We start from the raw sequence: 20673 nt of genomic DNA, 5'->3' as shown, positions 1-20673 counted from the left end.
CCGCCATGGTGACCGGCGGATTCGACGGAGCGATCTTCGATGTGGACGGCGTCCTCGTCGACTCACCGCACCAGCGCGCCTGGAAGGACGCGCTGCGCGAGCTCATGGAGGGGGACTGGGCCGACATTCGCGAGCACACCACCTGGTCGGAGGATGCCTTCACCCCGCAGGTCTACCAGCGCGTCATCTCCGGCAAACCGCGCACGGCCGGGGCGCTCGCGGCCCTCGAACACTTTCAAATCCCCGACGCCCAAGCCCGGACGCAGACCTACGCCGCCCGCAAGCAGGCGTTCATCGTCCGGCTCATCGAGGCCAGGCAGTTCACGGCCTATCCCGACGCGCTGCGGTTCGTCATGGCCGTCCGCGACCTTGGCATCCCGGCGGCAGCGGCCTCGTCGTCGAAGAACGCCGACCGCTTCCTCAAGCACATCCACCTCGACACCTTCGCCCACCAGGAAGGCCTGATCTACGACTTCGTCCACCCCGGGCTGACCCTGCTCGACTTCTTCGACGCCGACCTGTCCGGGCGCGACCTAGCGCGGGGCAAACCGGACCCGGAGATCTTCCTGACCGCGGCGGCCGAGCTCAAAGCCGCACCCGAGCACTGCTTCGTCGTCGAGGACGCGGTCAGCGGGATCCGGGCCGCCAAAGCCGGCAAGATGGCCGCGCTGGGCGTCGCCCGCGCCGATGACCAGCAGTTGCTGACCGCCGCGCACGCCGACCTCGTGGTCACCACCCTGGACGAGGTCGACGTGCGCGGCCTCGCCTCCCACCAGCTGAGGACGACACGGTAGAAACAGGTCGTGTACGACCGGCAGCCCGCCACAGGTGCCGGCCACAGCAGGCACGTCGATGCGGAACGACTGGACCGCATCGACCGCAGAGCGAACTCGCAGCCGCTACTGCGCACACCGGCGTGGCTACGTCCTGGTCCGACCAAGTACCGATCGGTCGGCTGCTCCCACACTTCCACCTCAGCTCGGCGGCTCTTTGCGCGCGAAATCTGAAAGAAGTGCGTTCGTTTGATTGGCTCGGTGTATCAGCGACGGAAGGCGGTTTTCGATTTTCGCCTTAATCTGCTTGCGAGTGTCCCACGAGCGGTCGACATGCGCGATGAGCTGCCCGATTTCGCCAGCGGCGGTGAATCTATCTTCAAGTCCTCGAGGAGGCCGACCACCTTCGATGCGTACGGAAGTGCCGAGAAGGCGGTGCCTTGCAACGCCGCAAAGATCAGGAAGTGAAGCCGCATGCCGACCGCGAATTCGAACCGTCTCATCAGATCGAGAACCTGGCCCGGCGAGTACCTGCGCCTCAGAATCTCGGCGCTCTCCGCGTTCTGCATGTGGGCGACCACAGCATGGCTGTGCTGGACGTCGGTCTTCTCCATCGGGACGAACACGACTTCGGCGTCGTAGCGTTCGACGACATAGTCGGCCGCGTTGGCGAGCAGCGCATAGTAATCTTCGGGATCGATGTCCGGTGCGGCCGGACCTGGCTCCCGCACCGAGAAGCCGACCAGGTTGCGCTCCTGTTGGACGCCTTCGGCTACGAGGGCGTCGATCGGCATCTGGCGTCGTGCGAGGCGGGCGGCTGGGGTGATCGGCTGCTCTTTCGCTCGCGGAGCCAGGGAATCAGCCCACCGGCCAGCAGCATCGCGATCTGCCGGTCGGACAGTCGGTGCCGGGTGGAGTACAACTGGTCTCGGCTGGTGTTGCGCACCGTGATCTCGGTGCCGTCGGAGCCGATCGCGTGCCTTAGCCCGTCCAGCACGAGAACGTCGCCCTGCTCGACGCGGTGGTAGTCGTCGGGGTCGGCGAACTCCAGCGCGAGCACGCCGAAGTTGGCCAGGTTCTGCCAGTGGATGCGCGCGAAGGACACCGCCAGCACCACGCGCAGGCCGAGATAGCGGGGGGCGATGACGGCGTGTTCGCGCGAGGAGCCCTGTCCGTAGTTGGCGCCGCCGACCACGATGTGCCCGCTGCCGCGGCAGGCGTGTGCCCGGCCGACGTAGTCCTCATCGATCTGTGCGAAGGTGAACTCGGCCAGCTTGGGGATGTTGCTGCGGTAGGGCAACACCCGGGCCCCGGCGGGCAGGATCTCATCGGTGGACACATCATCGCCGACCTTGAGCGCGACCGGCGCCTCCATGTGGTCGGGCAACGGCGGGAAGTCGGGCAGCGAGGAGATGTTCGCGCCCTTGACCAGTTCGGCCTGATCGGCGTGCGCCGAGGGCGGCGGTTCGAGCATGGCGGTGTTCACGCTGGACTCGGCGGGCAACTCCAGGTGCGGATAGTCGATGCCGAGCAGGTGCGGCAAGTCGCGAGGGTCGGTGATCTGGCCGGTGAGAGCGGCCGCGGCGGCGGTCTCGGGCGAGCAGAGAAAGACCGAGTCCTCACGGGTTCCGGACCGGCCGGGGAAGTTGCGCGGGACGGTGCGCAGGCTGTTGCGCCCGTTGGCCGGCGCCTGGCCCATGCCGATGCAGCCCATGCAGCCGGACTGGTGCAGGCGCGCACCGGCCGAGATCAGCGTGAACGTGGCACCCATCTTCGTGAGGTCCTGCAGGATCTGCCGCGAGCTCGGGTTGATGTCCAACGACACCCTTGGATGCGCCTGCCGCCCGGAAACGATGGCGGCGACGACGGCGAAATCGCGTAGTCCTGGGTTGGCTGACGAGCCGACCACCACCTGGTCCACCTGCCGACCGGCTACCTCGCGCACCGTGACCACGTTCCCCGGTGAGCTGGGCACCGCGATCAGCGGCTCCAGACTCGACAGGTCGATCTCGTCGGTGACGTCGTAGGTGGCATCCGCATCGGCGAGCAGTTCGACGAAGTCGTGCTCGCGCCGCTCCGCTCGCAGGAAATCCCGGACCTGATCGTCGGCCGGGAACACCGTGGTGGTCGCGCCGAGTTCGGCCCCCATGTTCGCGATCACATGCCGGTCCATGGCCGTCAGATGCGCCAGCCCAGGACCGTGGTACTCGATGATCCGGTTCACGCCGCCTTTGACACCGTGCCGGCGCAGCATTTCGAGGATGACGTCCTTGGCGCTCACCCAGGCCGGCAGTTCGCCGGTCAGCCGTACCCCCCAGATCTCGGGCATCCGGAGGTACACCGGTTCACCGGCGATCGCCATCGCCACTTCGAGGCCGCCCAGGCCGATCGCGAGCATCCCCAGCGAGCCCGCCGCCGGCGTGTGGCTGTCGGAGCCGGCCAGCGTCTTGCCGGGGATGCCGAAGCGCTGCATGTGGGTCGGGTGGGAGACACCGTTGCCCGGCTTGGAGTACCACAGTCCGAATCGGTGGCAGGCCGAGCGTAGAAAGGTGTGGTCTTCGGCGTTCTTGCTGTCGGTCTGCAACAGGTTGTGGTCGACGTACTGTACCGACACCTCGGTGTGGGCCCGGTCCAGGTCGAGTGCTTCCAGTTCGAGCATCACCAGGGTGCCGGTCGCGTCCTGGGTGAGGGTCTGGTCGATCCGCAGGGCGATCTCCTGCCCGGCGGTCATGTCGCCGGACACGAGGTGGGTGGCGATCAGTTTCTGTGCGACGTTGTGCCCCATGCTGCGCCTCCCGGCTTACCTCAAGAGTTTGTCGCGGAGGTCCAGAGCCTGCGCCTGCGCGTAGCGGCCTCTTCGATTACGCGTTTCCTTGCCGATTGCCGTGGTCAGTGCTGGAGCAGTTCGGCGAGCACGGCTGCCTCGCTGATCTCGGGCTGTTTGGTCGCGGTGAGGAGCGTCAGCATGCCGTCTTGGGCGAGCTTGCGCAGGTGCGTCACCGCGTCCGCCCGTTCGGGGGCTTGGAGTTCGCTGCGGTAGCGGCGGCCAAACTCGGCGAAGAGTTCGGGGTCGTGGTGATACCAGGTGCGCAACTCTGTCGAGGGGGCGACCTGTTTGCACCATTCGTCGAGGCCGGCCTTGGCTTTGGTCAGCCCTCGCGGCCAGATCCGGTCGACCAGCACCCTGGTGCCGTCGTCCGCCGCCGGTTCTTCATAGACCCGACGCACCTGAATCTTGCCCTTGCCTGCCATCGTTTTGCCTCCCCGCGTTCGTGCGAGTTCCTGGATGGTTCAACGTCTTGACCAGCCGTTGGTTCAGGGCGAAGCGCCGACCAGCGAGCCCAGCGGTGTCCTGGGATCGCCCAGCGCGCGGGTGTCCACCTGTTCGCCCGCGCGCACGAGATCCTGGATGGCGTCGTTGACGTCCCAGATATTGACGTTCATACCGGCCAGCACCCGCCCGCCGCACAGCCAGAACGCGACGAACTGGCGCGCCTCGACGTCACCGCGGAAGATCACCTCGTCATATCCGTCAGGTTCGACGTAGCCGGAATACTCCATTCCGAGGTCGTATTGGTCGGTGAAGAAGTACGGCAGCCGGTCGTAGTGGACGTCCTGGCCGAGCATGGTCTTGGCCGCGACCTGCGGTTGGTGCAGCGCGTTGGCCCAGTGCTCGACGCGGATGTGCTTGCCCAGCAGAGGGTGGAAGGCGTTGGCCACGTCGCCGGCGGCGTAGATGTCCAGGTCGGAGGTGCGTAGTCGCGCGGTGACCCGGACGCCGTTGTCCACCTCCAGCCCCGCGGAGGACGCGAGCCCGGTGTTGGGGGTGATGCCGATTCCGACGATGACGGCGTCGGCGTCGATCTGGCTGCCGTCGGCCAGCCGTACGCCCACGGCCCGGCCGCCACGGCCGACGATCTCGGCGACCCGCACGCCGCAGCGCAGATCGACCCCGTGCTCGCGGTGCAGCCCGGCGAAGACCTCGGCGACCTCGCGGCCGAGCACCCGCAACAGCGGCAACTCCGCGCTCTCCAGGACGGTCACCTCGGCTCCGGCGGCGCGGGCGGCGGCCGCGGTCTCCAGCCCGATCCAGCCGGCGCCAATGATCGCGACCCGGGACGCGGTTGGGAAGACCGCCTTGAGCCGGTCGCTGTCTTCGACCCGGCGCAGGTAGAGCACACCATCCAGGTCGGCGCCCGGAATCGGTAGCCGCCGCGGGGAGGAGCCGGCGGCCAGCAGCAGCTTGGCGTAGCCGATCCGGCTGCCGTCGGACAGGCTCACCTCGTGCCCGGCGGGGTCGATGCCGGTGACCGCCGTACCGAGGAGCAGATCGACGTCGTGCTCGCCGTACCACGGTTGCGGGTGGACGTAGATCTCCTCCCGCTCGGTTCTGCCCAGCAGGTAGCCCTTCGACAGCGGCGGCCGCTCGTAGGGGCGTTCGCTCTCCTCACCGACGAGCACGATCCGTCCCTGGAAGCCCTCCTCGCGCAGGGCCTGGGCGGCCTTGGCCCCCGCCAGACCTGCTCCGGCGATCAGGTACGTCATGTCAACGGCCATGTCCAGCACCTCTGCCGGTTGCTCGTAGGGTGGTGGCCAGTTGCTCGCGCAGCCGGTCCCAGCTCGCCTCGAACGCGGCCACGCCATCGTCTTCGAGCCTTTGCACGACGTCGTCGTAGTCGATGCCCAGCCGTTGCAGCCGCTCGAGTACCTGCTGGGCGTGCTGGTAGTGCTCGTGTACCGAGTCGGGCGGCACCTGGCCGTGGTCGGCGACCGCGCGCAAGGTGGCCTCGGGCATGGTGTTGACCACACCGGGCGCGACCAGATCGACCACGTAGCGCGTGTCGAGGTAGGCCGGGTCCTTGGTCGAGGTCGACGCCCACAGCGGACGCTGCGGGCGCGCGCCCGCGGCCTCCAACGCCGTCCAGCGTGGCGAGGCGAGCACCTGCTCGTAGCGTTGATAGGCGAGCCGGGCGTTGGCCAGGGCGGCCTGGCCGCGCAGTCCGGCGGCCTCGGCGGTCCCGATCTTGTCCAATCGCGCGTCGACCTCGGTGTCCAGCCGGGAGACGAAGAATGAGGCCACCGAGGCGAGCGCTGACACATCCCGTCCGGCCTGCAGGGCGGCTTCCATCCCGTCGAGGAAGGCGTTCATCACCGCTTCGTAGCGGGACAGGGAGAAGATCAGCGTGACGTTGACGCTGATTCCGTCGGCCAGGCACGCGGCGATCGCCGGCAGCCCCTGACGCGCGGCCGGGATCTTGATGAACAGGTTGGGCCGGTCCACCAGCCACCACAGTGCCCGTGCCTCGGCGATCGTCGCCTCGGCGTTGTGGGCGAGTCGGGGGTCGACCTCGATCGACACCCGGCCGTCCACCCCGTCGCTGGCGTCATAGACCGGCCGCAGGACATCGCAGGCGGCACGGACGTCGAACGTGGTCAGCGCGCGCAGGGCCTCCGCGGCCTCGACGCCACGCGCCGCCAGGTCGCTCATCTGTGCGTTGTAGGCATCGCCGCCGGATATGGCTTTCGCGAAGATGGTGGGATTGGTGGTAACCCCCACCACGTGGTCTCGCGCGACCAGGTCCGCCAAACTGCCTGAAACCAGCCGTTCCCGGCTCAGGTCGTCCAGCCAGATCGACACCCCGCGGGCAGTAAGTTCAGCTAGTGGATCGGCCATAGCATGGCTTCCTTTCCTATTCGTGCGGTGATGTACATCCACGGACGTACATCCGCTTTCGTTTAGGACTCCACCAGGGCCGCCATCCCTCTCATGACACCGACGCTACGCCGGTGGACGTCAAGCCGAGTTCAGGTGGCTTCCATGACGGTGGAGGCCTTCGTCCACCTCCCGGGAGGCACGGAGGCCTACCGGTCAGCCAGCACCCCATTGGACGCGACAGGGTCAAGGTGTTGGCTGTCCTGCAGAGGTCGGTCGACCGGTAGGGATAGCTCCTCCGGTCGCGTGGCGATGAACGGCGGGGTCGAGGTGCCATTGGTGGCTGTCGCGGGGGCGGCCTCGGGCGGCGTCGCGCGTTCCAGGAAGCGGAGCAACTCGACGGGGAAGGGCAGGACGAGAGTGGAGTTCTTCTCGGCGGCGACTTCGACGACGGTCTGAAGCAGCCGCGACTGCAGCGCTGCGGGGTGCTCGGTCATCGTCTCGGCGGCCTGGGCCAGCTTCTCCGAGGCTTGGAGTTCGCCCTCTGCGGTGATGACGCGTGAGCGCCGTTCCTCGCCCGGATCGGCATCCGCTCGCTCATCGTCGGCCTGCTCGTCTTCGCTGCGGTCGAGACCGCGCGGCGGCTCCGCTGGGACGACGCCCAGGTAAAGACGCAGGCCGTCCGTCGCCAGGGCGCGCCGGTGGGCATTCGAGCACGGGTGGTGGCGCGGCCGTCCGGTGCTCGTCGCGGTCGTGGCCACGGCCCTCTGCAGTGTTTGGTCACGCTGGTGCCACCGCTTGGGACTCTGCTCACCCTGGTTCCCATCCCATCCCATCGCTGGGCTGGCTGATGGCGTTCGGCGCCGCTCTGCTCACCCCGGTGCTGTGCGATCTGCTCAGCCCGAGAGTGGTCGGGTCTTCAGCGGGGGGTGATGGCGGGGTCGGGGACCGTGTTGGCGTGGCTGGAGGCGGGCAGGACACCGGTTCGCTGAAGCCGGTCGCGGGCTGCGGCGATGGCTTGGGGGGTGGTGGCGAAGACGTGGCCGGCTTGGTCGAGATGGGCGATGACGCCGAGGGCGTGCAGGGGCTGGTGGTGGCCGTCGCGGATGCCGGAGATGTAGACGGTGATGCCACGCCGCTGTAGCCGTTGGATGGCGTCGCCGAGGACCAGGGCGCCGCTGGCGTCGAGGGTGGTGACGCGGGACATGCGCAAGATCACCACGGAGACGGTGGCGACTTCGGACAGCTCCAGCAGGAAGCGATGGGCCGCGGCGAAGAACAGCGGTCCGTCCAGGCGGTAGGCGACGATGTGCTCGGCAAGCAGGGCGTGTTCCTGTTCGGTGTGGTCGCCGGGCAGGTCAGGGTGAATCGGCATCGCGTCCAGGCGAACATCGCGGGCGATGGCGCGCAACGCCAGCGCGCCGGCCACGATCAAGCCGAGGATGACGGCCTGGACCAAGTCGAGGGCGAGGGTGGCGAGCGCGGTCAGGGCCAGCACGACGGCGTCGCCGCGGGTGGAGCGGATCATGGCCTTGACCGAGCCGACTTCCACCATCCGCACCGAGGTGGCCAGCAGCACGCCGGCCAGCGCGGCCAGCGGGATCCGGGCGACCAGGCCGGCAGCGCTGAACACGATCACCGCCAGGATGCCCGCGTGCGCCAGGGCGGCCAGCCGCGATTGGGCGCCCGAACGGACGTTGACCGCGGTCCGGGCGATCGCCCCGGTGGCCGGGACGCCGCCGAACAGCGGCGTCAGGAGGTTGGCCAGACCCTGCCCGAACAGCTCCCGGTCGGGGTCGTGCTTGTGGTTGACGCTCATGCCGTCGGCGACCGCGGCTGAAAGCAGCGACTCCAGCGCGGCCAGGGCGGCGACCGCGACCGCCGGGGCCAGTAGTGAGCTCAGCGCGGCCGGGTCCAGGAAGGCCAGGGAGGGGGCGGGCAGTCCGGCGGGCAACTCCCCGATCCGGGCCACCGGCAGATCGGCCAGTTCAGTGGCGAGGGTGGCGGCGGCGACGGCCAGCAGGGAGAACGGCAGTGTGGGCCGCCAGCGTGCGCCCACCAGCATCAGCGCGGCCACGGTCAGAGCGATGCCCAGGGGCCACCAGCGCGGCTGGGCGAGGAAGTCCTGGACGGCGTGCCAGGCTACGGCGGTGACCTTGTCCCCCGCGGGAGTCGCCACCCCCAGGGCGGCAGGGATCTGCTGCAGACCGATCACACAGGCGATGCCGATGGTGAAGCCCTCCACCACCGGGGCCGGGACCAGGGCCATGTACTTGCCGGCGCGGCCCAGCGCCAGGGCGATCAGCAGCAGCCCGGCCAGCACACCGACCATCAGCACGCCGGAGGCGCCATGAGCGTGCATGATCGGCACGAGTACCACCGTCATCGCCCCGGTCGGGCCGGACACCTGCAGGCCCGAGCCGCCGAACAACGCCGCCAGCGTCCCGGCGACCACCGCGGTGGCCAGCCCGGCTTCGGCGCCCATGCCGGAGGAGATGCCGAACCCCAGCGCCAGCGGCAGCGCCACGATCGCCACGGTGAGCCCGGCCAGCAGGTCACGGCGCGGGCGGCGGCCCATCGCGGCCAGCTCCCCGCGTTCGGGCAGCACATCGCGGATACGGGCCCAGCCCGAGGAGAACAAGAGGGTCACGAGGCGCCGGTCTCCGCCTTGAGCAACTCGCTCAGCAGCTCATGCTGACCGGTGAGCTTGTGCGTCAACAGCGTGCGCGCCGCGCGCAGCAGTTCGGCCACATCCCCGCCGGACAGGGCATAGGTCACGGTCGAGCCATCACGGTGCGCGGTGACCATGGCCGAGCGGCGCAGCACGGCCAAATGCTGCGACAGCCCCGTCGCCTCCACCTCGATGGCGGCCAACAGGTCCCGCACCGGCATCGGCCCGTCCTGCAAGAGCTCCAGCACCCGGATCCGGACCGGATGGCCCAGCAGTTTGAACAGCTCCGCCTTGGCCTCATACAGCGGCATCGACATCACTGGGCCGCCGCCTGGCCTGTTGTGGAGCCGCCCGAATCGGTAGTGCCCGCGTCGACATCCAGACGCACCCCGTGTGAGCGGGCCAGGTGCGTCACGTCCTCCCACTCCGCTTCGGCCAACATCAGCGCGTCGACGTCATCCTCGGCGCGGGCTGCCCGCAACGCCGCGTCCGCCAGACGTAGTCGTTGCCTGACTGCGGCGGCAAAAGACCCGCTCACATCACGTCCCTGATTCTCGATCACCGACAAAGCCAGCTCCATGCTGTACTAAATTGCGAAAATGCGCAATTTATGGATCTGCTGGTCGGATAGCAAGGACAACAGAAGCCTGCCTGATGACGCAGCGGCACCACGTGATCTCAATGCGGAGAGTTCGCGAAAGGTCAGAGGTTGTGTATGCGGCGGCCGATGACCCGGTGTGGGGTGATGCGGATGTAGAGGTGACGCTCGCCGCCCGCCCACGGGGTGACGCACGCGTCGGTGAGCTGCGGCAGTTCGTCGGCGGAGATGTGGTGGGCGGGGCCCTGGATGAGGACGCTCCATCCCTCGTGCTGGGCCTCGTCGATCCGGTCCACCTCGAAGCCGACCTGGATCTCCACGCCTTCCAGGCCGGTACGCAGGTCCTGGTCCCATGGGGCCGCCCAACGCTGTGCGGAAGACAATGGAGCCGTGGTGCGGTTTCCCCGGGGTGGCGAGCTCGTTGCTCCGAGGCCCTTCTCAGGGCCGCACGTCCTTCATCTGAGGGACCTTCGGCGCCAGGCCGCCGCGACAGTCGGTGGAGTCCTGGAAGGAAGGAGCCGTCATGATCGTGGTCGGAGTCGACGGCTTGCGTGCCGGGTTTGAGGCCGTCGGGTGGGCAGCCGTGGAGGCGGCATTGCGCGAGTCGCCGCTGACCGTGGCACACGTGCTGCCGAGGTGGGTGTGCGAGACAGAACGCGGGGCGTCCGGCCGCTGCAAGTGCTGGCGGCCGAACGCCTCTATGCGGGCGCCCCCCTTCGAACGCAGCGCCACATCACTCCTCCATATCAGTAGCTAACCGATCGCACTACGTGAAATCGGAATCAGGCACTCCGCCAGACAGCGGAGAGCCAGGGGAAGATCTCGTGGAGAGAACCCTGGCCTGGCTCACGGCGCACCGCCGGCCGGCCCGCCACTACGAACGACACCCCGAGACCTCGGAAGCCGTCATCCGCTGGGCCGCCATCAACGGCATCCTCTGTCGGATCACCCGCGGACAACCTGCCCGCCGGCAGCCCCGCCGCACCTTCACCTGGACCTTCACCTGGACCTGGACCTGGACCTGGACCTGATCAACATCTCACACTCGCCAAGGACGAGCTGGTCGCGGCGGTGTTCAGATACGCGTTTTGGACCCGCTGTCGTTTCCGTCCAAGACAGCTACCGCGGCCTTGATCTAGCGTGGACCCGGCAGCTCGCCCGAGCATGAGGAGACGGCACAGTGCGTAACTTGGTCTACACCGGTTTCATGTCGCTCGACGGCATCGTGGACTCGCCTGGCGGCGGGCTGGGAGAAGAACACCGCAGCGGCGGGTGGGTGGTCAAGGACCTCGAGTTCGTCCCCGAAGCCTGGTCGCTAAAGGGTGAGGAGCTCACCGACACGACGGCGCTGATGTTCGGCCGTCGCAGTTACGAGGCGTTCGCGGCGGTCTGGCCCGGCTCGGAGGACCACGCCGACTACAAGGAACTGCCCAAGTATGTGGTGTCGACCACGCTGTCCGACGACGCCATCGTCGACGGATGGGGGCCGACCACGATCCTGCGCTCGACCGAGGACGTCGCGGCGCTCAAGGAGGGTGAGGGCGGTGCGATCTTCATCCACGGGAGCGCGGAGCTGGCCCGGCGGCTGTCGGACGCGGGGCTGATCGACCAGTACAACCTGCTTGTCTTTCCCGTGCTGCTCGGTGCCGGGAAGAGCCTGTTCGGCCGGGCCGACCGGGACAAGCACATGCTGACCCTGCGGGAATCGGAGAGCTACTCGAACGGGATCCTGAAGCTGGTCTACGACGTCAGGCGCTGATCCAGGTCGAGGGCGATCGCGCCGCCGGCGCCTTCGCGCAGCTGCCTGACGGTGCGTCCGACGTAGGAGCGCAAGGCGCGGGCCAGGTGCGGCTCGTCGCAGTAGCCGAGCTTGGCGACGACGTCGGTGGCCGGGTCGCCGGCCGCCAGCAGCTGCGCCGCCGTGCGGGCGCGCTCGATCTGCCGGACGGTGCCCTGCGTCAGTCCGGTCGCGGCGCGGAACCGGCGTTCGACCGTGCGCCCCGAGACGGATGGGCGGTGACCCCGCAGTACCTCGACGCAGAGCAGGTCACGGACCACGATCCCGGCCCGGACGAGACGTTCGACCAGAGCCTCGGCGTCGTCGGGGCCGGGCGTCTCCCAGCGCGTGCCGTCCAGCCGGAACGTCCGGCGCGTGGTGTCGGGCAGCCCGATGCCGCCGTCGACCAGCGCCGGCGTGGGCACGGCCCGCAACGAGGTGCCCACAGCGAACTCGATGCCGGTAAAGGTCGCGCCCTCCGGCACCGGCGCCGTGCCGGTCCGGGTCTCGGGACCGGTGATGCCCGTGTACGCCCGGCCAGCGTGTTCCCAGAACACCAGGCCCCAACGCACCCCTGCGACGGACGTCATTGCAGTGACCTGCTCGCTCGTGCATGTCCACACGGTGTCGACCCACGCCGAGTCCGACTCGCGCGTCTTGAACCGCAGTCCCACGGGCGAAGAATACGTCACTTCGCGTTCTCGGTGGCTTGCCCGGCTATGCGGCTTTGCGCTACGGCAAGCTGCGCGGGCTGCGCTGAACCGAGCTTCGACCTCGACCGCGCGATCTAACCAAGCGAACGCGATCTCGGGCCGATTCGGCCGTAGTTCGCCCAGGTCGAACATCATCACGTCAGACGGGTCAGTGCTGTTCCTGGCGGGGCAGGATGACCTCGCTGACGATCAGTTGGATGGCGGCGGCGACGGGGATGGCCAGCAGGGCGCCCACGATGCCGAGGAGGGCTCCGCCGATCAGGGCGGCGACGATCGTGGTGACGGCGGGCACGTCGACGGAGGTTTTCATCACCTTCGGGGCGATCAGGTAGTTCTCGATCTGCTGGTAGATGATGAAGAACGCCAGCGTGGCGATAGCCACGGGAAGCGAGACGAACAGGGCGACGAGGGTGGCGATGGCGGCGCCGATGCCCGCGCCGATGAGCGGGATCAGGTCGGTGACGGCGACGATGATCGCCAAGGCGAGAGCGTAGGGCACGCCCACGATCGACAGGAAGATGAACGTGGTCACGCCCGCGATGAGGGAGATGATCAGGTTGCCGGCGACATAGCCGCCCACCCGATTGAAGATCTCATCGCCGAGTAGTTGCACACGGGTGCGGCGGCTCTTGGGGATCAGCCGGTATCCGGTGCGGGTGATGGTGCGCAGCGCGGCCAGGAAGTACAGGGTGAGGATGAGCACGGTCAGTGTGGAGAAGACGGCGCTGACCACGATGCCGGCCGCGCCGAGCAGCCCGCCGAACACCTGCTGGCCGAGGTCTCCGTTGGTCAGGTAGGACTGCAGTCGTTCTAACAGGCCGAACCGCTGGTCCAGCTCGCGTACTTGAGGGTTGTTCTGGAGTTGCTGGATGTAGGTGGGCAGCTGCTTGGCGAACTGGCCGGCCTGTTGCGACAGTGCGGGGATGGCTGCGAGGCCGAACCCGGCGAAGAAGGCGATCACGGCGGCGAACACTGCCGCGATGGCGGCCCAGCGCGGTAAGCCGCGCTGTTGCAGCCAGCGTACGGCGGGATCCAGGCCGACCGCCAAGAACAGCGACACGGTGATCAGGATGAGGATCGAGGCGGTGACGGTCAGCGCCTGGACCAGCAGCCAGGCGGTCAGCACGCCGAGCGCGGCGGTGAATCCGAAGGTAAAGGGTGTGCTGCCGAACGGTCGCCCGGGTTTGCCGAAGGGCAGTTCCCCTGACGCGCCGACTCGAGGGCCGGGGCCGTCCGGGTGGGCGTTCCGGTCAGTGGCAGGTGCTGCGGCTGACTCGCTGGCGCCATGTTCACCGGGATCTGGGTGGGGGCCGTCCGGGACGGCGGAAGAGGGGTTGTCACGAGACATTGGCGTGCTCCTGAACCGTTGGGAACCCCTGCTCCTGCCCATGCGGGTCGGCGCTTATCTGGCCACCGTCGACTGGTGGCGTACCGTGCGTCGGAGTCGGCCTCGGTCGGTGGCCTGTCGGGCTCGTTGGCCTGGCCGGGTGTTGAGCGGGTGCGGTTGAGTGCCGGTTGCAAGGCACCAGCGTCTCTTTATGGCCTTGGCGAAACAGCACGCGGTGCTGGTTGCCGCTTCGCCGGTTGTGCCCCGCATCCCGGGCGCGGCTGGGCCTTAGACGTGGAAGATGCTCACCCCGCCGGGGCCGACCAGCAGCCCGATCACGATGAGCACAATGCCCCACAGAATGTCGCGGCGGGCAAGCAGCACATAGATGCCGGAGATGACGAGGATGACGGCGATGATCCACAGAAGGGTAGCCATGACTCCCCGACTGCCCTGGCCCTCAAGCGGCAAACGAGCGGCTGCCGCCACCAGGGCCGATCCCCTGTCGATGCCCGCGCGAATCTCCCTCTACGTCCCCCTCCCTGGCCTGGGGCTTCTCGGGTTTGCCGGATGGATCACGGTCACCTGAAGTAGCTCGCTCTCCGTGAAGCACCTGTCACTGGAGTGACGGAGCGAAATCGGGAGGCGCGGGTTGACGCTGGCCGTCGTACGGGGCCGTTCAGGTCTTGGGCGGCACGCAGGCCAACTCGGCCAGCCTGTGCATGCCCTCGTCCGCCCGGCCAGGGAGCAGAAGCAGGGTGCAGGCGCGTTCGAAGCGAGCGTCGATCCGTTCCCAGATCGCCAGGGCGATGCGGAATTGGCCGTGGTCCTCGTACAGGCGGCCCCTGGCGCGGGCGAGGCAGGCGGCGGCCCAGTCGTTCTCGTCCGCGCTCGTGGCAGCCAATCGGTCGGCCGCTGCCGGCAGATCGGCGACTACCGCCAACTCCGCCACGATCGCCGCCCGGTACGGTGCCGTCGCCGCTGTCGGGTTGCCGACCAGGGCGGAGTCGATGAGCTCGGCCACCTTTTCGAAGCGTCCGTGGTGCAGTGCCAGCCTGGCGTCGGCGAAGGCCGTGAAGCGGGCGTACTGTTGCCGGTCAGGTGGGTTGAGCGCGCGCGAGCGCCAGAGTTGCGCGGCGTCGCTGTCGCCGCGCAGGCCGTGGGCGAGAGCGAGGGCGCCGACCGCAGGACCGAGCTGTGGGCCGAACGGCCGGCCCTCCCGTTGCCAGCCTTCCCACACCATTGTCTCCAGGCTCAGGGCCTCGTCGAACCGGCCGGTGAGGACCAGCGGCGTGATCAGATGAGCGGCTGCCAGGTAGGAGCCGCCCACCAGGTCGTCGTCCACGGCCTGACGAGCGACGGTCAAGGCGGCGGGCAGATCGCCCACGCCGAGAAAGCCGTAAAACGCCATCCTGAAGGTGTCCACGATTTCGGGGCAGGCGGCGGGGGCGTGCCGTGGCAGGCTCTCCAGCAGAGACAGACGCCGGCCGGTGATGCGACAGGCGTGGCGCCGCCTTTCACTCTGGAGGGAGGCGAGGGTCGCGATGTCCAGTGCCGCGCTGACGAGCACGGGGTCCCCGGTTGCTCGCGCCGCCTCCACCGCTGCCGCGACCGGCGCCGGATCCGCCCAGTCGCCGTCGCCGCCCACGGCCGTCGCTGCCGTTCTGGGCGCCTGGGCATGAGTGGAGGGCGGGGCCTCGGTCGCCATCCAGGCTGCCGCGGCCGCCAGGTGCGCCGCCACCGTCGGGTTCGCCGTACCGCCGACGGCCCGTGCCTGTGCCAGGAGCCCGGTCTTGCTCTCGTGCGGCACCTCCTCCTCGAACTCGACCTGCTGGCGGCAGGCGGCGCTGACTGCGCAGGCCAACGTAATGGCCGTCAGGTCGCCGTCACCCGTCTCGCGCGCCCGGTCGACGGCCTTGAGCAGCAGGTCGAACGGCTGCCGTCCGGTATCACCGACCGCGAACGTGCAGTCGGCCGCCGCGCGCAGGTCGGCCACCGCCTCCCGTGGAGTCGGTGCCTGCCGCGCCGCCGTCTCGTAGTGGCCGAGCGCCTCCTCGAGGAACCGTCGTGCGTACGTCAGGTGACCGAGCGCCCGGGCCAGCCGGTGCGGCAGGTGTCCGGGCCCATCTGGTGCCCAGGCCAGGGCGCTGCGCAGGTTGTCGGCGACGGCGTCGAAGTCGTCCCGCCACGAGTCGGCGGTCCGGCCATCCGCTGCCGTCTCCAAGCTCTCTTCCAGGGCCGTCGCCACCCCCGCGGCCCACTCGAGGTGCAGCTGCCTGACCGTTTCCGTCTCGCCCGCCTTTTCGAGCCGCTCTGCGGCGTAGGCCCGTACGGTCTCCAGCAGTCCCCATCTGGCCGCGCCGGAGTGGCGGCGCACGATGAGCAGGTTCTTGCCCGCCAGGCGACCGAGCATGTGGGCAGCCGCGCTCTGCGTCATGCCGGGGATGACGGCCACGACGGATTCCAGGTTGAACGGGCCGGCGAAGACGGCAAGCCGCCGAAACAGCGCACGCTCCTGGTCATCCAGCAGCTCGTGGCTCCATCCGATGACCGCGCGCAGCGACTGGTGCCGCTCGTCGGCGCCCCGGCCGCCGACCAGCAAGCGCAGGTGGTCGTCCAGACCGACCAGGAGGGCATCGACCCCCAGGGTGGCCACCCTGGCCGCGGCCAGTTCGATGGCCAGCGGCATCCCGTCGAGCCGCGTGCACAGCAGCGCGAGCGTGGCGGGGTCGGTGGTGAAGCCCGGATCCGCCGCGGTGGCCCGGTCGAGGAAGAGCAGCTCGGCGTGGGAAGTGAGCGGCACCGGAGCCACCGTGGCCGACGTCAGGGGGAAGGGCAACAGGGAGAGGCAGCGTTCGCCGGGCACGCCGAGGCGTTCCCTGCTGGTGGCCAGAATCCGGACGCGGGGGCAGCGGCTGAGCGTCTGCTTGGCGAACCGGGCGACGGCGTCGATCACATGCTCGCAGTTGTCGAGGATCAACAGCGCCTCGCCCTCACCGAGCCGTTCGGCGATGGCCTCGTGCAGGTGCAGGTCCGGACGTTCAGTGACGCCCAGTGCGGCGGCCACCGCCTGGGCGACGTACGCCTCGCTCACGGGCACCAGGTCGACGAACACCCCTCCCGAAGAGAAGGAGCCCTGCGCGGCACCGGCCACCTCGATCGCCAGCCGCGTCTTGCCGACGCCGCCCGGACCCACCAGCGTCACCAACCGGGCGACCCTCAGCGCCTCCAGCAGCCGCTCGCGCTCGGCGCCGCGGCCGATGAACGTGGTCAGCGGCACCGGCAGGCCGGCGATGCCGCGAGACTCGCCCGATCCCCGCCTGGCCAGCCGGGAGTCCGGTAGTTGATCAGCGTTGCGCGGACGCTCGTTCGCCGCGGTCGGCCGCGTCTCGTGCGGCGCGTTCGGTCGCGAGGACGTCGAGGTGGACCATCGCTCGACAGCCGGCCCGCAAGGCGTCGTATCCCTCGTCGCGTAGGGCCCGAAGCGCCGGGTCGACCATGGCGCGGGAGGCCGACTCGGGTGGGCTACGCCCGCTGCAGCACTGCCCAGCAGGAGTTGCAGAGCCAGCTAGACGCCCTGCGCGCGGCGGCGTGCGACCCGGTCTTATCGGAGAAGATCAGCAGCCGAATCAAGGTACGGCCGGAGTTCGTCAAGGCGATGGACTACGTTCTCACCATCAAAACGGCGGTCCCGCACCAGCGGGTGATCTTTGTCGTCCATGAGATGAAGCGCCTGGGACGCGGTGCCGCCGAATTGCTCACCATCGCCGAGGACCTTCGCCGGGCCGATATTGAGCTCGAATTGCTCACGGGTCCGCTACGGGGCATTTACCACCCCAGCGGGCACGGCACGGCGTTGTTCGCGTTCTTCGCCGGGATGGCCGGGTCCGAACGCGAGTACGTGCGCGAGAAGTTCCTGGAGGGTCAGGCCTCGGCTCGCCAAGATCACTCCCGGACAGCACACTGTCCCCGGACTACGGCGCAGCGAGGTCGCCGCACTGGCCGGGATGAGCGTGGAGTACTACGGCGGCTGGGCACTGAGTGGCAGTCTGCTCACCGACGCCGACCGAATCCTGGCCCTCCTCGCCCACGGACAGGACGCCCCTCCGGCGAAGGCCACGTGAGACACCAGCCGGCATGGTCGTTTTCGAGGTGCCGGAGTCGGCGAAGCTGGTCAAACTCCAGTTCGCGCTGAACAGCGGTTTCGCTGATCAAAAGGGCGAATGGACACTCAATTGATGCAGTAGCCGCAGTTCCCACCGCGATACGGCGGTTAGACACCCGGCATCAAGATCTCCCGCACCCAGCGGGCGGCCAACGGAGCGATCGGCCTGCTCGCGCTCAAGATTGCTCATGTAGAGGGCGCACCGCTGCCTGATGAGCTGGGCGGCAGCCTCTTGCCCCGGAACCTCTCGCAAACACATTTCTCACTACCAACCGAAACAAAACATATTCTTTAGGCCCTCAATGAACCTCTGCACGTACTTTGGGCCGCATGGGCTGGATCGAACGCTTGTCAGACTTCTGGTTCGGCAACCGGGGACGCTGTGGCAGGACCGCAGGGTAGCCGCTCGATCCCGGGCGCGGCGGTGGAGTCGTCTCGCCTGGACGATCTGCTGATTGAAGCCGTGTACAGCGCCGGGGCCCATTTCGGCATCGTGTATGTCCTGGACGCAAGCTGTCAGCTCCTGCAGATGGAGACGACGATCGGGCTTCCTGCCGCTATCGCCCGAACCTGGTCCAGGATCAGGACCAACGATTGCGTGCCCGTTGCGGTCTCGGTGCGTGAGCGGCGGCTGACCTGGCTCAGCGACCGGGTGGCCCTGGCCCGCGAGTTCCCGGCGGCGGCACTGTCGCTCCCGTATCACTTCGCGATGGCCGCCTCTCCGGTGTGCTCCGGTGGTGCCATCTGGGGTGGGTTCGTCCTGGGGTGGCCTACGGGAGGCGAGTCCGGGCTCACCCGGTGTCAGCTCGATGTCATCGACGACACCTGCGCCAGAATGGGCGACCTGCTTCGCCGGGCGAGTGAGCGGGGCCGGCCGATCGTCCCCAAGCCCTTGCCCCGGATCTTGGACCCGATCCAGGCTCACCGGCCGGGGCCGTACGCCGGGCTGACAGCACTGGCGTGTCTCAACTGCTTGCCCGAGGGCTACTGTCACCTGGACACGCACGCGCGCGTGACCCTCATCACGGCGCCGGCCGCGGAGTTGCTGGCTGCGAAGGCGTCCGAGATGGTCGGCCAACGCCTGGGCACGGCGCTGCCGTGGCTGGACGATCCCCTCTATGAAGACCGCTGCCGGACCGCGATCGTCAGCCACCGGGCCACCCAGTTCGCCGCCCGCCGCCCCGACGGGCGGCGGCTGTTGTTCCAGTGCTATCCGAGCCTGCCCGGTATCACCATGCGGATCACGCCCATCACCACGTCCGAGGCTCCCGTCGAGGATGCCGACCGGCGTCCGCGGGTGATCGGGCTACACGGCATGTTGCATCTGGCGGTCTCCCTGGCACGGGCGATGACCGCGCAGGATGTGGTGGACCTGGTGGCCGACCACGTCATGCCGGTGTGCGGCGCCCAGGCGATGGCCATCCTCACCTGGGACAGCGGCCGCATGCGCGTGGTCGCCTCACGCGGCTACAGCCGCCAGGGCCTGGAGGGGTTCAACGGCCGTCCGGTGGTTCATCCGGTCCGCTGGGCGCGCGGTTATGACGAGGGCAGAGCGGCGTTCTACGCCACCTGGGAGGAGTTCCGCCAGACCTACCCCGACGCCATCCGCATCGACGACATGGGCGCTTGGGCGCTGCTGCCACTGGTCGCTCACGGGCGGTCCATCGGCACCTGCGTTATCGCCTACGACCGTCCCCATCAGTTCAGCGACAGCGAGCAGGCCACGTTGACCGCGCTCGGCGGGCTGATCACCCAGGCGTTCGAACGTGCCTGGCTCTACGACAACAAGCACCAGTTCGCCCAGTGCCTGCAGGCGAGCCTGCTGCCGCACGCGTTGCCCCGGATCCCCGGCCTGGACGTGGCCGCCCGGTATGTGGCCGCCACCCCGGGCATGGATATCGGTGGCGACTTCTACGACCTGATCCGCCTCAGCGACAGTATGGCCGCGGCCGTCATCGGCGACGTACAAGGCCACGACATGACCGCCGCCGCACTCATGGGCCAGGTCCGCACCGCCATCCGCGCCCACGCCACCGCCGGCGCCGCCCCGGGCGAGGTGCTCGCGCACACCAACCGGCTGCTCACTGAGCTGGCCACCGACCGCTTCACCAGCTGCCTGTACGTCAGCTTCGACCCGCGCCGGCGGACCGTCGGCCTGGCCAGCGCGGGGCACCCGCCGCCGGTGCTCGGCCTGCTCGGCGCCCCGGCCGAGGTCATCGACACCTCCCCCGGCCTGCTCCTCGGCATCGACCCCGACGCCGAATACGTCACCACGGACGTGAACATGCCACCCGGCGCGGTCATGGCCCTCTACACCGACGGCCTCATCGAACAGCCCGGCCGCGACATCGGCGAGTCCATCGCCCAACTAGCTGCCCGTTTCACCCCCGCGCCCGGCCAGGCCCTGGATGACCTGGCGGAGTTGCTCATCGGTCCGATCACGAACGAGCAGCGTATCGACGACACCGCCCTTCTCCTCCTGCGGAACACCCCGGCCCCCCGATGACCGCCGGCGGGGGTATCTCTCTAGGGTGTGAAAACGATCATCGCGACTCCACCGAAGCCCCCGAGGGATCCTCACAGAAACCGACTGGTCCCAAAAGCCGCCCACAGCCGCCATGCTGAGCTGTAAGTTCCGGTGCTTTGCGGCCGAGAAAGTCCGACGCTATCCGGCTGGGCCGCCGGTGCCCATGAGCTTTGCCGCGGCGCCTCAGTCGTCGACTGGAGCTGAGGATTCTGATCACCGGTGGAGACGTGGGGCGCGGGCCCCACGCGTTCGCCTGGTCATCGAGAAAACGAAACCTGGCGCCGCGGACAGCCCGTCGGTCTCGGCGATGGCGATCGGCCCGGCTCGCGTCATGTACGCGAACGGGTGATCCGGACTCCCTGGGCGGGGATGCCGCGCAAACATATCTCTGGCCGAGGAGCATGCCGCCGACATGGGGTCAGGACCGGCATCGTGGAGTGATTTCTCCGGCGTTATCGCCTCGGAGGTC

General features: G+C 68.8%; 19 protein-coding genes and 1 pseudogene. 6 read left to right on the top strand and 14 right to left on the bottom strand.

Annotated features, from left to right (window positions below; translation table 11 throughout):
- Positions 1-5 precede the first annotated feature (5 nt).
- Positions 6-794, top strand: a complete 789-nt coding sequence (locus AB0B91_RS56915; RefSeq protein ID WP_358340196.1) for an HAD family phosphatase — start codon at positions 6-8, stop codon at positions 792-794.
- Positions 795-1039: 245 nt separating this feature from the next.
- Here AB0B91_RS56915 and AB0B91_RS56910 read toward each other — a convergent pair whose 3' ends face one another.
- The 10 genes from AB0B91_RS56910 to AB0B91_RS56865 form a co-directional block, all read right to left on the bottom strand.
- Positions 1040-1567 carry a polysaccharide pyruvyl transferase family protein gene (locus tag AB0B91_RS56910; protein WP_358340194.1) on the bottom strand — a complete coding sequence of 176 codons (528 nt, stop codon included), beginning with the start codon at positions 1565-1567 and terminating at the stop codon, positions 1040-1042.
- Complete coding sequence (locus AB0B91_RS56905; protein WP_358340192.1) at positions 1546-3558, bottom strand: aconitate hydratase; 2013 nt, start codon at positions 3556-3558, stop codon at positions 1546-1548. The genes AB0B91_RS56910 and AB0B91_RS56905 overlap by 22 nt, the downstream gene beginning before the upstream one ends.
- A 104-nt stretch (positions 3559-3662) precedes the next feature.
- Complete coding sequence (locus AB0B91_RS56900) at positions 3663-4025, bottom strand: DUF488 family protein (RefSeq protein WP_358340190.1); 363 nt, start codon at positions 4023-4025, stop codon at positions 3663-3665.
- 63 nt (positions 4026-4088) lie between these two features.
- Entirely contained in the window at positions 4089-5330 is a 1242-nt protein-coding gene (locus tag AB0B91_RS56895; protein ID WP_358340188.1) for an FAD-dependent oxidoreductase, read from the bottom strand.
- The gene (tal, locus tag AB0B91_RS56890) at positions 5320-6447 is read right to left on the bottom strand and encodes a transaldolase (RefSeq protein ID WP_358340187.1); all 1128 of its coding nucleotides are present in this window, start codon (positions 6445-6447) and stop codon (positions 5320-5322) included. The genes AB0B91_RS56895 and tal overlap by 11 nt, the downstream gene beginning before the upstream one ends.
- A 188-nt stretch (positions 6448-6635) precedes the next feature.
- A complete protein-coding gene (locus AB0B91_RS56885; RefSeq protein ID WP_358340186.1) occupies positions 6636-7187 on the bottom strand; it encodes a hypothetical protein in 552 nt (183 codons plus the stop codon).
- A gap of 158 nt (positions 7188-7345) precedes the next feature.
- Positions 7346-9004, bottom strand: a complete 1659-nt coding sequence (locus tag AB0B91_RS56880; RefSeq protein ID WP_358340276.1) for a SulP family inorganic anion transporter — start codon at positions 9002-9004, stop codon at positions 7346-7348.
- 68 nt (positions 9005-9072) lie between these two features.
- Positions 9073-9414 (bottom strand): metalloregulator ArsR/SmtB family transcription factor, encoded by a 342-nt coding sequence (locus AB0B91_RS56875; protein WP_357657552.1) that lies wholly within the window; start codon positions 9412-9414, stop codon positions 9073-9075.
- On the bottom strand, positions 9414-9677 hold the full coding sequence (locus tag AB0B91_RS56870; RefSeq protein ID WP_358340185.1) for a hypothetical protein: 264 nt from the start codon (positions 9675-9677) through the stop codon (positions 9414-9416). Before AB0B91_RS56870 ends, AB0B91_RS56875 begins: the two co-directional genes overlap by 1 nt.
- Positions 9678-9799: 122 nt before the next feature.
- The gene (locus AB0B91_RS56865; protein WP_358340183.1) at positions 9800-10078 is read right to left on the bottom strand and encodes a pyridoxamine 5'-phosphate oxidase family protein; all 279 of its coding nucleotides are present in this window, start codon (positions 10076-10078) and stop codon (positions 9800-9802) included.
- 140 nt (positions 10079-10218) lie between these two features.
- Here AB0B91_RS56865 and AB0B91_RS56860 point away from each other — a divergent pair, with 140 nt between their 5' ends.
- From AB0B91_RS56860 to AB0B91_RS56850, 3 genes are all read left to right on the top strand, one after another.
- Positions 10219-10452, top strand: coding sequence for a universal stress protein (locus AB0B91_RS56860; RefSeq protein ID WP_358340181.1), 234 nt, complete (start codon positions 10219-10221; stop codon positions 10450-10452).
- 67 nt (positions 10453-10519) lie between these two features.
- A complete protein-coding gene (locus AB0B91_RS56855; protein ID WP_358340179.1) occupies positions 10520-10726 on the top strand; it encodes a hypothetical protein in 207 nt (68 codons plus the stop codon).
- Positions 10727-10875: 149 nt separating this feature from the next.
- A complete protein-coding gene (locus tag AB0B91_RS56850; protein ID WP_358340177.1) occupies positions 10876-11454 on the top strand; it encodes a dihydrofolate reductase family protein in 579 nt (192 codons plus the stop codon).
- Here AB0B91_RS56850 and AB0B91_RS56845 read toward each other — a convergent pair.
- The 4 genes from AB0B91_RS56845 to AB0B91_RS56830 form a co-directional block, all read right to left on the bottom strand.
- On the bottom strand, positions 11436-12146 hold the full coding sequence (locus tag AB0B91_RS56845; protein WP_358340175.1) for a helix-turn-helix domain-containing protein: 711 nt from the start codon (positions 12144-12146) through the stop codon (positions 11436-11438). The two genes, AB0B91_RS56850 and AB0B91_RS56845, sit on opposite strands and share 19 nt — an antisense overlap.
- Before the next feature lie 187 nt (positions 12147-12333).
- The gene (locus AB0B91_RS56840) at positions 12334-13533 is read right to left on the bottom strand and encodes an AI-2E family transporter (RefSeq protein WP_358340173.1); all 1200 of its coding nucleotides are present in this window, start codon (positions 13531-13533) and stop codon (positions 12334-12336) included.
- Between the two features lie 267 nt (positions 13534-13800).
- Positions 13801-13950, bottom strand: a complete 150-nt coding sequence (locus AB0B91_RS56835; RefSeq protein WP_358340171.1) for a GPGG-motif small membrane protein — start codon at positions 13948-13950, stop codon at positions 13801-13803.
- A 241-nt stretch (positions 13951-14191) separates the two neighbouring features.
- Positions 14192-16792, bottom strand: coding sequence for an AAA family ATPase (locus AB0B91_RS56830; RefSeq protein WP_358340169.1), 2601 nt, complete (start codon positions 16790-16792; stop codon positions 14192-14194).
- 111 nt (positions 16793-16903) lie between these two features.
- Between AB0B91_RS56830 and AB0B91_RS56825 the strand changes: the two are divergent.
- Positions 16904-17443 (top strand): annotated as a pseudogene (locus tag AB0B91_RS56825) (recombinase family protein); the annotation flags it as partial.
- A gap of 832 nt (positions 17444-18275) precedes the next feature.
- Positions 18276-20183 (top strand): GAF domain-containing SpoIIE family protein phosphatase, encoded by a 1908-nt coding sequence (locus tag AB0B91_RS56820; RefSeq protein WP_358340167.1) that lies wholly within the window; start codon positions 18276-18278, stop codon positions 20181-20183.
- Positions 20184-20673: the final 490 nt, after the last annotated feature.

Origin of the sequence: Nonomuraea sp. NPDC049141 (assembly GCF_040648415.1) — a bacterium.
Taxonomy (GTDB): domain Bacteria; phylum Actinomycetota; class Actinomycetes; order Streptosporangiales; family Streptosporangiaceae; genus Nonomuraea.
Note: the sequence above shows the minus strand (reverse complement) of the source record. Positions and strands in the feature narration are given on the sequence as shown.

Bases quoted from the DNA above. Each gene is read 5' to 3' on its own strand.
- AB0B91_RS56915 (WP_358340196.1), top strand. From the start codon at position 6: ATGGTGACCGGCGGATTCGACGGAGCGATCTTCGATGTGGACGGCGTC.
- AB0B91_RS56910 (WP_358340194.1), bottom strand. From the start codon at position 1,567: ATGCCGATCGACGCCCTCGTAGCCGAAGGCGTCCAACAGGAGCGCAAC.
- AB0B91_RS56905 (WP_358340192.1), bottom strand. From the start codon at position 3,558: ATGGGGCACAACGTCGCACAGAAACTGATCGCCACCCACCTCGTGTCC.
- AB0B91_RS56900 (WP_358340190.1), bottom strand. From the start codon at position 4,025: ATGGCAGGCAAGGGCAAGATTCAGGTGCGTCGGGTCTATGAAGAACCG.
- AB0B91_RS56895 (WP_358340188.1), bottom strand. From the start codon at position 5,330: ATGGCCGTTGACATGACGTACCTGATCGCCGGAGCAGGTCTGGCGGGG.
- tal (WP_358340187.1), bottom strand. From the start codon at position 6,447: ATGGCCGATCCACTAGCTGAACTTACTGCCCGCGGGGTGTCGATCTGG.
- AB0B91_RS56880 (WP_358340276.1), bottom strand. From the start codon at position 9,004: ATGGGCCGCCGCCCGCGCCGTGACCTGCTGGCCGGGCTCACCGTGGCG.
- AB0B91_RS56875 (WP_357657552.1), bottom strand. From the start codon at position 9,414: ATGTCGATGCCGCTGTATGAGGCCAAGGCGGAGCTGTTCAAACTGCTG.
- AB0B91_RS56870 (WP_358340185.1), bottom strand. From the start codon at position 9,677: ATGGAGCTGGCTTTGTCGGTGATCGAGAATCAGGGACGTGATGTGAGC.
- AB0B91_RS56860 (WP_358340181.1), top strand. From the start codon at position 10,219: ATGATCGTGGTCGGAGTCGACGGCTTGCGTGCCGGGTTTGAGGCCGTC.
- AB0B91_RS56840 (WP_358340173.1), bottom strand. From the start codon at position 13,533: ATGTCTCGTGACAACCCCTCTTCCGCCGTCCCGGACGGCCCCCACCCA.
- AB0B91_RS56835 (WP_358340171.1), bottom strand. From the start codon at position 13,950: ATGGCTACCCTTCTGTGGATCATCGCCGTCATCCTCGTCATCTCCGGC.